Raw genomic sequence first — 13,381 nt, 5'->3', positions numbered from 1 at the left:
TTCGCTGAGTTCGTCAGCTTCAAACGCTTTCTTAAATCAGGTTTTTAGTTCTTCGAACTAGTAGTTAAGCTCTTTTTAAACATAAAAAAAGAGACCCTTTCGGGTCCCTAATTGCCTGGCAACGTCCTACTCTTGCGGAACGTAAGTCCGACTACCATCGGCGCTAAGGAGCTTAACTACTGTGTTCGGCATGGGAACAGGTGTGACCTCCTTGCCATTGTCACCAGACAATGAACTGTATAAAAATTATACATTCAAAACTAGATAGTAAGTAAAATTTGATAATGCCAAACAAAACACTTTTTAAATTTGATTAAGTCTTCGATCGATTAGTATTCGTCAGCTCCACATATCGCTATGCTTCCACCTCGAACCTATTAACCTCATCATCTTTGAGGGATCTTATAACCGAAGTTGGGAAATCTCATCTTGAGGGGGGCTTCATGCTTAGATGCTTTCAGCACTTATCCCGTCCATACATAGCTACCCAGCGATGCCGTTGGCACGACAACTGGTACACCAGAGGTATGTCCATCCCGGTCCTCTCGTACTAAGGACAGCTCCTCTCAAATTTCCTGCGCCCACGACGGATAGGGACCGAACTGTCTCACGACGTTCTGAACCCAGCTCGCGTACCGCTTTAATGGGCGAACAGCCCAACCCTTGGGACCGACTACAGCCCCAGGATGCGATGAGCCGACATCGAGGTGCCAAACCTCCCCGTCGATGTGAACTCTTGGGGGAGATAAGCCTGTTATCCCCGGGGTAGCTTTTATCCGTTGAGCGATGGCCCTTCCATGCGGAACCACCGGATCACTAAGTCCGTCTTTCGACCCTCGCTCGACTTGTAAGTCTCGCAGTCAAGCTTCCTTATGCCTTTACACTCTATGAATGATTTCCAACCATTCTGAGGAAACCTTTGAGCGCCTCCGTTACTCTTTAGGAGGCGACCGCCCCAGTCAAACTGTCCATCTGACACTGTCTCCCACCATGATAAATGGTGCGGGTTAGAAATCCAACACAGCAAGGGTAGTATCCCACCAACGCCTCGACGTAAGCCGGCGCTCACGTTTCAAAGGCTCCTACCTATCCTGTACAAGTTGTACCGAATTTCAATATCAGACTACAGTAAAGCTCCACGGGGTCTTTCCGTCCTGTCGCGGGTAACCCGCATCTTCACAGGTACTATGATTTCACCGAGTCTCTCGTTGAGACAGTGCCCAAATCGTTACGCCTTTCGTGCGGGTCGGAACTTACCCGACAAGGAATTTCGCTACCTTAGGACCGTTATAGTTACGGCCGCCGTTTACTGGGGCTTCGATTCGTAGCTTCGCCGAAGCTAACCACTCCTCTTAACCTTCCAGCACCGGGCAGGCGTCAGCCCCTATACATCACCTTACGGTTTAGCAGAGACCTGTGTTTTTGATAAACAGTCGCTTGGGCCTATTCACTGCGGCTCTCCTGGGCGTTAACCCTAAAGAGCACCCCTTCTCCCGAAGTTACGGGGTCATTTTGCCGAGTTCCTTAACGAGAGTTCGCTCGCTCACCTTAGAATTCTCATCTTGACTACCTGTGTCGGTTTGCGGTACGGGCACCAAAATTCTAGCTAGAGGCTTTTCTTGGCAGTGTGAAATCAACGACTCGAGGAAACAATTTCCTCTCCCCATCACAACTTGACCTTAAGAGTGCCGGATTTGCCTAACACTCAGTCTCATTGCTTGGACGTACAATCCAATAGTACGCTTCGCCTATCCTACTGCGTCCCCCCATCGCTTAAAACGAAATTTGGTGGTACAGGAATATCAACCTGTTATCCATCGCCTACGCCTATCGGCCTCAGCTTAGGACCCGACTAACCCAGAGCGGACGAGCCTTCCTCTGGAAACCTTAGTCAATCGGTGGACGGGATTCTCACCCGTCTTTCGCTACTCACACCGGCATTCTCACTTCTAAGCGCTCCACATGTCCTTGCGATCATGCTTCAACGCCCTTAGAACGCTCTCCTACCACTGTCCTTACGGACAATCCACAGCTTCGGTAATATGTTTAGCCCCGGTACATTTTCGGCGCAGTGTCACTCGACTAGTGAGCTATTACGCACTCTTTAAATGATGGCTGCTTCTAAGCCAACATACTAGTTGTCTGGGCAACGCCACATCCTTTTCCACTTAACATATATTTTGGGACCTTAGCCGGTGGTCTGGGCTGTTTCCCTTTCGAACACGGACCTTATCACCCGCGTTCTAACTCCTAAGATAAAATTGATTGGCATTCGGAGTTTGTCTGAATTCGGTAACCCGATAAGGGCCCCTCGTCCAAACAGTGCTCTACCTCCAATAATCATTACTTAAGGCTAGCCCTAAAGCTATTTCGGAGAGAACCAGCTATCTCCAGGTTCGATTGGAATTTCTCCGCTACCCACAACTCATCCGCTCACTTTTCAACGTAAGTCGGTTCGGCCCTCCATTCAGTGTTACCTGAACTTCAGCCTGGTCATGGGTAGATCACCTGGTTTCGGGTCTACGACCAAATACTCAACGCCCTATTCAGACTCGCTTTCGCTACGGCTCCACATTAGTCGCTTAACCTTGCATCAAATCGTAACTCGCCGGTTCATTCTACAAAAGGCACGCCATCACCCATTAACGGGCTCTGACTACTTGTAAGCACACGGTTTCAAGTTCTATTTCACTCCCCTTCCGGGGTACTTTTCACCTTTCCCTCACGGTACTGGTTCACTATCGGTCACTAGAGAGTATTTAGCCTTGGGAGATGGTCCTCCCGGATTCCGACGGAATTTCTCGTGTTCCGTCGTACTCAGGATCCACTCAAGAGTGAACAAACTTTCGACTACAGGATTATTACCTTCTTTGATTCATCTTTCCAGATGATTCGTCTAATTTGTTCTTTTGTAACTCCGTACAGAGTGTCCTACAACCCCAACAAGCAAGCTCGTTGGTTTGGGCTCTTCCCGTTTCGCTCGCCGCTACTCAGGGAATCGATTTTTCTTTCTCTTCCTGCGGGTACTAAGATGTTTCAGTTCCCCGCGTCTGCCTTCAGATATGCTATGTATTCACATATCGATAACACGACATAACTCGTGTTGGGTTTCCCCATTCGGAAATCTCTGGATCAAAGCTTACTTACAGCTCCCCAAAGCATATCGTCGTTAGTAACGTCCTTCGTAGGCTTCTAGTGCCAAGGCATCCACCGTGCGCCCTTAATAACTTAATCTTTTCGACCTTCAACACGAAAAAAATCGGTTGAAAATCTAAAATGTTATTAATCTGTGAGTGTTCTTTCGAACACTAGCGATTATTTCTATTTTTTTGAATTCAAGCTTTTTAAAACTCTAATTCACTCGGTTTTGCTTGGTAAAATCATAAATTTTACTTACATATCTAGTTTTCAATGTACAAAATAACGCAATGAATACTCGTAATGAGCATTCAAAACTGAATGCAATATGTCAATGTCATTCCTCTTCATCTTCTCAAGGAAGATGTTCCGAATATATCCTTAGAAAGGAGGTGATCCGACCGCACCTTCCGATACGGCTACCTTGTTACGACTTCACCCCAATCATTTGTCCCACCTTCGACGGCTAGCTCCATAAATGGTTACTCCACCGGCTTCGGGTGTTACAAACTCTCGTGGTGTGACGGGCGGTGTGTACAAGACCCGGGAACGTATTCACCGTAGCATGCTGATCTACGATTACTAGCGATTCCGGCTTCATGTAGTCGAGTTGCAGACTACAATCCGAACTGAGAACAACTTTATGGGATTTGCATGACCTCGCGGTTTAGCTGCCCTTTGTATTGTCCATTGTAGCACGTGTGTAGCCCAAATCATAAGGGGCATGATGATTTGACGTCATCCCCACCTTCCTCCGGTTTGTCACCGGCAGTCAACCTAGAGTGCCCAACTAAATGCCGGCAACTAAGTTTAAGGGTTGCGCTCGTTGCGGGACTTAACCCAACATCTCACGACACGAGCTGACGACAACCATGCACCACCTGTCACTTTGTCCCCCGAAGGGGAAGGCTCTATCTCTAGAGTTTTCAAAGGATGTCAAGATTTGGTAAGGTTCTTCGCGTTGCTTCGAATTAAACCACATGCTCCACCGCTTGTGCGGGTCCCCGTCAATTCCTTTGAGTTTCAACCTTGCGGTCGTACTCCCCAGGCGGAGTGCTTAATGCGTTAGCTGCAGCACTAAGGGGCGGAAACCCCCTAACACTTAGCACTCATCGTTTACGGCGTGGACTACCAGGGTATCTAATCCTGTTTGATCCCCACGCTTTCGCACATCAGCGTCAGTTACAGACCAGAAAGTCGCCTTCGCCACTGGTGTTCCTCCATATCTCTGCGCATTTCACCGCTACACATGGAATTCCACTTTCCTCTTCTGTACTCAAGTTTCCCAGTTTCCAATGACCCTCCACGGTTGAGCCGTGGGCTTTCACATCAGACTTAAGAAACCGCCTACGCGCGCTTTACGCCCAATAATTCCGGATAACGCTTGCCACCTACGTATTACCGCGGCTGCTGGCACGTAGTTAGCCGTGGCTTTCTGATTAGGTACCGTCAAGATGTGCACAGTTACTTACACATTTGTTCTTCCCTAATAACAGAGTTTTACGATCCGAAAACCTTCATCACTCACGCGGCGTTGCTCCGTCAGACTTTCGTCCATTGCGGAAGATTCCCTACTGCTGCCTCCCGTAGGAGTCTGGACCGTGTCTCAGTTCCAGTGTGGCCGATCACCCTCTCAGGTCGGCTACGTATCGTTGCCTTGGTAAGCCGTTACCTTACCAACTAGCTAATACGGCGCGGGTCCATCTATAAGTGATAGCAAAACCATCTTTTACTTTAGAACCATGCGGTTCCAAATGTTATCCGGCATTAGCTCCGGTTTCCCGAAGTTATTCCAGTCTTATAGGTAGGTTACCCACGTGTTACTCACCCGTCCGCCGCTAACTTCAAAGGAGCAAGCTCCTTATCCGTTCGCTCGACTTGCATGTATTAGGCACGCCGCCAGCGTTCATCCTGAGCCAGGATCAAACTCTCCATAAATGAATTATGATGTTTGATTAGCTCATAAAATACTAATTTGTGTGTTATCTCTAACACGTTTGAACCAACAATTTAATGTTGCGTTCGGAATTAACGTTGACATATTGCAATTCAGTTTTCAATGTTCATTAATGTTTCTATTGGAGCGGGTGATGGGAATCGAACCCACAACATCAGCTTGGAAGGCTGAGGTTTTACCATTAAACTACACCCGCATATTAATAATATGTAATATTTTTGGTGCGGCCAAGAGGATTTGAACCTCCACGGGATTTCTCCCACTAGGCCCTCAACCTAGCGCGTCTGCCGTTCCGCCACGGCCGCTCGCAAAACGGTTTGTTTGTTAAGTTAACATTATATATTGTAATATACTTTTAATGTCTTGTCAACACGTTTTTAAAGTTAATTTAATAAAGTTAATACTTACTTAACTCAATTACCTATTAATTTCGCAACGTTTATTATCTTATAATATAATCGACTCATCGTCAACAGAAAAAACAAACAAAAATGAGTAAAATGATCTAGTTATAAGTTGGATTTAACTATTGATGTTAAAATACACATTAAAAATCACCTGAATAAGTCTTTTTCACTTAAATTCTACTTATATTTTACTTCAAAATAAAAAAACGAGCTAAAATCAATCGTTTTAGCTCGCCCTTTTATAATAACTCCTATTATTGCACTATATCATGTTCAATCAATTTACCTTTACAATGTCCACACATCATTTTTTTCGTGTTTACTTTTCTTATTCTCGGAAATTGGGCACCGCATGTATTACATTTATACATATACTTCGCACGATCTTCATATTTTTCTACAGCTGAACAAAATCTTGGAGCGCCTGTTAACTTACTCAACGCTTTAAAGTCCTTATCCTTATGCTGGTATCCCTTTCCTAGTATATGTAAATGATAATGACACAATTCATGCTTAATAATATCTTCAACTGCTTTTTCACCAAATTTAGTGTACTGCTTATCATTAACTTCAATATTATGAGATTTTAATAAGTAGCGACCGCCAGTTGTTTTTAAGCGTTTATTAAAATAAGCTTTATGTTTAAATGAACGCTTAAAGTATGATTCAGATATCGTCTCTGTTAACCTTTGGAGCGTTTCATTATCCATGTGGATCAATCATAGTTAATGATACCTTACCTTTTTTATCATCGATATCAAGTATCCAAACATCTACAATATCTCCAACACTAACAATATCCATTGGATTCTTCACAAACTTCTTAGATAGTTTTGAAACATGTACAAGCCCATCTTGTTTGACTCCAATGTCTACAAAGGCACCAAAGTCTACAACGTTTCTAACTGTACCGCTTAGCTTCATATTTTTTGATAAATCTTCGATTGATAAAACGTCTGATTTTAGAATAGGTGTTTCAAATTCATCACGCGGATCTCTATTTGGGGCAATCAACGATTTTATAATATCTTCTAATGTTGGTTGACCTATATTCAATTTTTCAGCCATTTCCTCTATACTTAAGTGATTTAATGCTGATTTTAAATTTTCTGTGCCAAGATCTTCAGCTTTCATATTGATTTCATTTAATAATTGATACGTTGCTCTGTAGCTTTCAGGGTGAATTGAAGTATTATCTAATGGTTCACTACCATCGACAATTCTTAAAAAACCGATACTTTGTTCAAATGTTTTAGCACCTAAACGCTTAACTTTTGCAATATCTTTGTTATGTTTGATTGCTCCGTTTTCTTCACGATAGTTGATTATGTTTTGTGCAATCGTTGGTGATAAACCAGAAACATATTGGAGTAGTGAGCGTGAAGCTGTATTAACATCCACACCTACTTGGTTCACTGCTGTTTCAACCACAAATGTTAACGCCGCTTCAAGTGCTTTTTGATTAACATCATGCTGATATTGACCTACACCTATTGATTTAGGATCGATTTTAACAAGTTCACTCAATGGATCTTGCACTCTTCTACCAATTGAAACTGCACTACGTTCTTCAACTTGGAAATCCGGGAATTCTGTTCTAGCGACTTCTGATGCAGAATATACTGATGCGCCCGCTTCATTCACAATAATAAATTGCACCTTCAAATGATGTTCTTGGATCATAGATGCTACAAATTGTTCAGTTTCACGACTAGCTGTCCCATTGCCTATTGCGATAAGTTCTACGTCATAATCTTTAACAAATTTAACGAATATTTTTTCAGCATCTGCTTTTTTATTAATTGGAGGGTGCGGATACATCACGCCTTTTGCAACAAATGTACCGAACGGGTTAATAACTGCAAGTTTGCACCCTGTTCTAAATGCTGGATCCACCCCAAGTATTTGTTTACCTTTCATTGGTGGTTGTAACAATAAATTTCTTAAATTTTCACTAAAGACATCGATAGCATGGTTTTCAGCTTTTTCTGTTAAGTCCCCTCTTATTTCTCTTTCGATAGAAGGCATTATTAATCTTTTCAAACTATCTTTAATGGCATCTTCAATTATATAATTACCTTCATGATTTGTAGTTATTTCATTTTTGCGAATGAAGTTTTCAATGCCTTGTGTATCCATTTCTAATTTTACTGATAATACTTTTTCTTTTTCTCCACGGTTCACAGCTAAGACTCTATGATTAGCAATTTTTTTCACTGGTTCGCTGTAATCATAATACATAGAAAATGTTTCTTTTTCGTCTTCAGCATTCTTTTTCTTTTGTGTAATGATATTGCCATGTTGAAATGTATCTTTAAGAATTTTAGTTCTATATTTAGGCGCATCCGAAACTAATTCTGCAATAATATCTTGCGCACCTTTTACAGCAGCTTCAATAGTTTCTACTTCTTCGTTTAAAAATTGTTGCGCTTTATTTTCGATTGTTGTGTCTAAGTTAGATTGTTTCAGCCATTTTGCAAATGGTTCTAAGCCTTTTCTCTTAGCTTCCGTAGCTCTCGTTTTCTTTTTTTGTTTGAATGGTCTATATAAATCTTCAACACGTTGGAGTTTTGTTTGTTTTAAAATATCACTTTTTAAGTCTGCTGTTAATAAACCTTGTTCTTCTACATTATGTATAACTTCTTCTTTTCTTTTTTGAAGGTTAACCATATATTGATATTCATCATCTATTTGTTTAATTTCTACTTCATCTAATCCACCTGTTTGCTCTTTTCTATAGCGAGCTATAAAAGGTACCGTGTTTTTATCCTCTAGGAGTGATAACACTGAATTAATTTGTTTTGTTGTGAAATTGTATTTCTCTCTTATAGATTGTATTAGATTACTATCCATAGAATCCTCCGCTCATTTATTTCTCTTTTTATTTTACTTTCTTTAACATTTTAACATATTTAATAGTAACCACTGTTCAAAACGTCATGCTTTATTAAAGTGATAGCAACTCGTATATAAATTAAAATAAGACAGCTCCCTAATTTATAGGAACGCTGCCTTATATTTTATTCAATCATTGATTAGCGGCTTCTTGCAATTTCTTGATTGCTGTTCTTTGCAATCTTGAAACATGCATTTGGCTTAAACCAATTCTTTCTCCAGTTTCTTTTTGGCTTAAACCTTCAATAAATGTACATTGAATAATTTGTCTTTCTCTTTCATTTAATATTGGTAAAATTCTTTCCAATATCATACGTTTTTCAGTTAAATCATAATTGTCATCTTGCTGACCCATAATATCTAATAAAGTAACTGTAGAACCATCTTTGTCTGCTTCAATCGAATGGTCAACACTTAATGCGTTATAACTTTGACCCATTTCCATTGCTTCTAACACATCTTCTTCATTTACTTCAAGTCGATCCGCTATTTCTGCAATAGAAGGAGAACGTTCTAACTCATTTGTTAATTCATCAGTTACTTTTTTAATACGAGGTCCAATCTCTTTGATTCTTCTTGGTACATGGACGCTCCATGTTTTATCACGTAAATAACGCTTAATCTCACCAATGACCGTTGGTACTAAAAAGGCTTCAAACTTTCTATCAAAGGATAAGTCAAATCGGTTTATTGCACCAATCAAACCAACCATACCAACCTGAACGAGGTCTTCATGATGAGATTGACCTTTTGAATATTTATATGCCAATGATTCGATTAACTTTCTATAATGTCTTACGAGTTTATCTTGAGCATCTTTGTTTTCGTCATTTTGATGCTGCGTTATCCATTGGTTAATTTGTTCAGGTGATACATCATTAACTGATTTCGACTCTTTCGCCATTATTTCGCACCTGCTCTTTTTTAATATACTTTATCATACTGATTGTTACGCCTGATTGTTTATCGACTGTAACTTCATCCATTAAAGATTCAATTAAAAACAGACCAAGACCGCCTTCTCTTAGGAAATCTATGTTTTCGTTTTCTTTATATGGCCCTAATTGTGCTTTTGTCTCTTCATAATCAAAACTTTCACCTTGATCTGAAATTACAATCTTGATTTTATCATCGAAAATTTCAAAGCATAGATTAATCATACCCACATCTTCTGGGTTGTCTTTATATGCATGTTTTACTGCATTCGTTACTGCTTCGCTCACTGCAATCTTCGCATCTTCTATGTCGTCATATGAAGCGCCTGCACGTGAAAAAACGCCTGACAGTGTTAAACGTATTAAACTCACGTATTCTGCAGATGCTGGTAAACGCATTTCTATATAATCTTGTTTAAGTTGCATGTTATTCGACCTCCGTTCCTTCATTAACATGCATCAAATCTTTTAATCCTGTTATATCAAATAGTCGACTTATTCGATCTGAAACACCTAATATATATAATTCTTTATCATGTTGGTTTAACGCTTTTAGTGTACCAACAAATACGCCTAATCCCGTTGAATCCATGTAACTCACGTTTTCTAAATTTACATGTAAATCATGAGTTCCTTCTTGTCTCATCGGCACTAAAACTTCTTCTAGTTCTGGAACAGTATAAACGTCTAGTTCTCCGCCAACTTTAACCTCGTAATGAGTATCATGTGTTACCGTTTCGATATTAAGATTCATAACATTACACTCCTAATTATAGTCTCATAATAACTTCCATACCCTTAAATCAAATAACTTAACCTTAACTATGATAAAACTAATTAACTCTTTTTATAATTAGAATCGTTAAATCATCTCTCTTGTCAGGGTTTTGTATTTTCAAAATCGCTTCATATAAAAGTTGAACGATATCTTGTGGATGCATGTGCTTATACTTGTGAATCATCGTTAAAAGATGGTTTTTATCTAAGAAATCGCCCGCTTCATTTCTAACTTCTGTGACTCCATCTGTAAATATAATAACTAGGTCATCTAAAAATACTGGGATTTCTTGTTGCTTATATCTCGTTTGCTCGCTGACACCTAACACTCTACCTCTAACGCTGATTTCTTCAAATTCTTCAGTTTCTGCTCTATATACATATCCTGGTTCGTGCCCAGCAGAGCTACAATATAATAAATGATTTAACTCTTCATATAGTCCATAAAACATCGTTACAAACATATTCTGATTGACGTTTTTCTCTACTACTCGGTTGAGGCGCTTTAAGCCATCACTCGGAAGTTGAGAATGACCATAAGAGTCCATGCCAAATTTTATCATACTCATTGCAAGTGCAGCTGGTATACCTTTACCTATAACGTCTGCCACTGCGAAACTCATCGTGCCATCTTTATGGTCTATTAAGTTAAAATAGTCACCACTTACTTTTTGCGCTGCTACTGATATAACACCGATTTGTATGCTATCAAATTGAGGAATATCCGTTTTAAGCATTGTTTGCTGCAAACGAGAGGCTAAATCAATCTCTTTATCGTGATATTGTAGACGATTTACTAATTGTTGATAATCTCTATAACTATACCCAAACCCTCTGACTACTTCTTTAAGCACATTAAAAGTTTCTAAAATTTGAGTTTCATTTAAATTTAGCACTCTGACATAATCTCTATGAACTTCAACTATATCTTCTGGTAATAAATCTCTTTTTATCACTTCATCTGTAAAGCTTTCACACTTTTTCATAAAATCAGTAGCATCTATAGTGTGCAAACTTTCGTCAATTAGCGCTTTATATTGATTTTTGAATTCTTCCATATAGTAATTCCTCCTAAAAATACAAATATAAACCGCATACATCGGTTATAACATGTTTAAATGTACTATGTATGTAAGTAAAAATATCTTTTATAATGAACGCGCTTATTCAAATTTTTTACGTGTTTGTATGTGTTACTTGCTATAAATGATAAACTCGCTCCAAATACCTAAAAAAGCTTTAGGATAACCTAAAGCTTTTCAACTTAAAACATCCCACTCAAAGGTATTAAACCACAAAACTAAAATCCTTAATTTTCCAATAACAATAATATTGCTAATTAAGTGGTAATTACATGTTATAGGGAATCGATATATAATTCACTATTTTATTAACTGTTTTTTAAACCTTTGAAAATCAGGATTTACTATTTCTAACATTATGTAATCCTAAGCTTATATCAATAGCAACATTAACTTCTTTCATTTTACTTTCAGAAAGGTATGTTAATTTTTCTTTCAGCCTATTTTTATCTAAAGTTCTAATCTGCTCAAGCAGTATTACAGAATCTTTATCAAGCTTATACTTACTTTTTTCTATTTCTACATGTGTAGGTATTTTAGCTTTATTAATCCTACCAGTAATTGCAGCTACAATTACGGTAGGACTATATTTATTTCCAGTATCATTCTGTATGATAACGACAGGTCTTATTCCCCCTTGTTCAGACCCTTGAACTGGTGATAAATCAGCTAAATAAACGTCTCCTCTTCTCATCATTCATTGTTATTCTTAGAGCTGAGGTAAACTTCATTGCAATCACAAGCTTCACATTCAAATGGAAATGCTTCTGCTGCAAGGGAGAGATTTAAATCGGCCATTTGAGAATAGCCTTCTTTTAATAGTTGTTCAATACTATGGTTTCTGCTTTGATTAAAACTTGCCATGAATAAAGACCTCCATGTTACTAAAATAGAATATATTGAGATTCGTTGTTAGACTCATAATAACAAATTTTACATTAAGTGACTATACTATTTTAGTAATTCATTGCGAATTTCTAGGTCTTGCGTCCCATGATAAATTCGAGGAAGCCTTCTATTTAGTCTACACAATACTTCATAATTAATAGTCTGTTGCTGTCGCCCCATAGCTTCTGCTGATTGTGGACTGTCACTATGGTGATCCATTAAAATGACTTTATCACCTGCATTAACTTCTTCAGGAATTTTAATTATTGTTTGATCCATACATACTTTTCCAATTACTTCGCATTGGTGTCCATTCACGTTTACACTAAATCCTGTCATCATTCTCGGATAACCATCTGCATAACCTACTGGGATAATTCCGATTTTTGTAGGTTCTTTCGCTGTATATATACTTCCATAGCTCACAGATTCTCCAGTTTGTAATACTTTAGTTTGCACGACTTCACTAATCCATTGTGCACTTGGTTTTAAGTGTACCTTCACATTTGATTTAACGTACTCTGAAGGATAATAACCATATAATGATATGCCTATTCTGACTGTATTACAAAACTGACTGTCTTTCATCAATGCACCTGCAGAATTTTGAGAATGTATGTAATTAGGCTTTTCTACCTGTTCAACAATTTCTTCAAAATATGCTTGTTGTTTATTCATCGAATCACCCGGCTCATCAGCACATGCAAAATGTGTAAACACGCCCTCAAAAACTAAATGCTCATGTGATTGAATTAATTCAATGACTTCTTTGTACTCATCTACATTTTTTATTCCTAACCTGCCCATGCCAGTATCTAATTTAGCATGAAGCCATAAATCTTTTTTATTATCAGTTGGAATTTCTTCAATAGCTTCAGCGAGCCATGCTTTAGATGGCACCGTAATTGCTACACGATGTTGAATTGCTTTGTTTATGTTATATGTTGGAATAACTCCAAGTACAAGTATTTTTGCATTGATTCCATGCATACGAAGTTCAATTGCTTCATCCAGTGTTGCAACTGCGAAAAACTCAGCTCCATTTTCCATTAATTGACGTGCTATTTTAATGCTACCAAGACCATAACCATTCGCCTTAACTACCGGCATAACTGTTTTATTTGGGTGTAATGTTTGAAATACTTGAAAATTTGAAACAATAGCATTTAAATCTACATTCAAGTACGTCGATCTATAATACTTATCAGACATTAAGTATGTACCTCCTATTTCAATAAATAGCTTTCGCTAGTTTTCTACAATAAATCAATTTTATAACAATGATGATAGGATAACCAAATT

9 protein-coding genes, 2 tRNA genes and 3 rRNA genes are annotated in these 13,381 nt (G+C 38.8%); all 14 read right to left on the bottom strand.

All coding sequences use genetic code 11. The annotated features are described in order from the left end of the window. Positions 1–113: 113 nt before the first annotated feature. Positions 114–228 (bottom strand): 5S ribosomal RNA (rrf, locus tag AAA453_RS06000). Between the two features lie 81 nt (positions 229–309). Next, positions 310–3,234, bottom strand: a 23S ribosomal RNA gene (locus AAA453_RS05995). 289 nt (positions 3,235–3,523) lie between these two features. Further along, a 16S ribosomal RNA gene (locus AAA453_RS05990) occupies positions 3,524–5,076 on the bottom strand. Together the 16S, 23S and 5S rRNA genes with 2 tRNA genes alongside form the textbook arrangement of a ribosomal RNA operon. A 141-nt stretch (positions 5,077–5,217) precedes the next feature. After that, positions 5,218–5,291, bottom strand: a tRNA-Gly gene (locus AAA453_RS05985). A gap of 23 nt (positions 5,292–5,314) precedes the next feature. After that, positions 5,315–5,400 (bottom strand) — tRNA-Leu (locus AAA453_RS05980). A 356-nt stretch (positions 5,401–5,756) separates the two neighbouring features. Next, positions 5,757–6,212, bottom strand: a complete 456-nt coding sequence (locus tag AAA453_RS05975) for a SprT family protein (RefSeq protein WP_427706873.1) — start codon at positions 6,210–6,212, stop codon at positions 5,757–5,759. After that, the gene (locus AAA453_RS05970; protein WP_427706871.1) at positions 6,205–8,355 is read right to left on the bottom strand and encodes a Tex family protein; all 2,151 of its coding nucleotides are present in this window, start codon (positions 8,353–8,355) and stop codon (positions 6,205–6,207) included. Before AAA453_RS05970 ends, AAA453_RS05975 begins: the two co-directional genes overlap by 8 nt. Before the next feature lie 175 nt (positions 8,356–8,530). Continuing rightward, entirely contained in the window at positions 8,531–9,301 is a 771-nt protein-coding gene (sigB, locus tag AAA453_RS05965) for an RNA polymerase sigma factor SigB (RefSeq protein ID WP_002507114.1), read from the bottom strand. Then, the gene (gene rsbW / locus AAA453_RS05960; RefSeq protein ID WP_046466108.1) at positions 9,276–9,758 is read right to left on the bottom strand and encodes an anti-sigma B factor RsbW; all 483 of its coding nucleotides are present in this window, start codon (positions 9,756–9,758) and stop codon (positions 9,276–9,278) included. The genes sigB and rsbW overlap by 26 nt, the downstream gene beginning before the upstream one ends. Position 9,759: 1 nt before the next feature. Next, a complete protein-coding gene (locus tag AAA453_RS05955; protein ID WP_002511417.1) occupies positions 9,760–10,086 on the bottom strand; it encodes an anti-sigma factor antagonist in 327 nt (108 codons plus the stop codon). Positions 10,087–10,165: 79 nt separating this feature from the next. After that, the gene (locus tag AAA453_RS05950) at positions 10,166–11,167 is read right to left on the bottom strand and encodes a SpoIIE family protein phosphatase (protein WP_285324321.1); all 1,002 of its coding nucleotides are present in this window, start codon (positions 11,165–11,167) and stop codon (positions 10,166–10,168) included. Positions 11,168–11,525: 358 nt separating this feature from the next. After that, entirely contained in the window at positions 11,526–11,888 is a 363-nt protein-coding gene (locus AAA453_RS05945) for a type II toxin-antitoxin system PemK/MazF family toxin (protein WP_002511418.1), read from the bottom strand. Then, positions 11,885–12,055 (bottom strand): type II toxin-antitoxin system antitoxin MazE, encoded by a 171-nt coding sequence (gene mazE / locus AAA453_RS05940; RefSeq protein WP_002507108.1) that lies wholly within the window; start codon positions 12,053–12,055, stop codon positions 11,885–11,887. The genes AAA453_RS05945 and mazE overlap by 4 nt, the downstream gene beginning before the upstream one ends. Positions 12,056–12,142: 87 nt before the next feature. Then, the gene (alr, locus tag AAA453_RS05935; protein WP_427706869.1) at positions 12,143–13,291 is read right to left on the bottom strand and encodes an alanine racemase; all 1,149 of its coding nucleotides are present in this window, start codon (positions 13,289–13,291) and stop codon (positions 12,143–12,145) included. Positions 13,292–13,381: the final 90 nt, after the last annotated feature.

Origin of the sequence: Staphylococcus parequorum (assembly GCF_039237145.1) — a bacterium.
Classification (GTDB): Bacteria; Bacillota; Bacilli; order Staphylococcales; family Staphylococcaceae; genus Staphylococcus; species Staphylococcus equorum_A.
The sequence above is the reverse complement of the archived record's forward strand: the minus strand, read 5'-3'. Positions and strand labels throughout refer to the sequence as shown.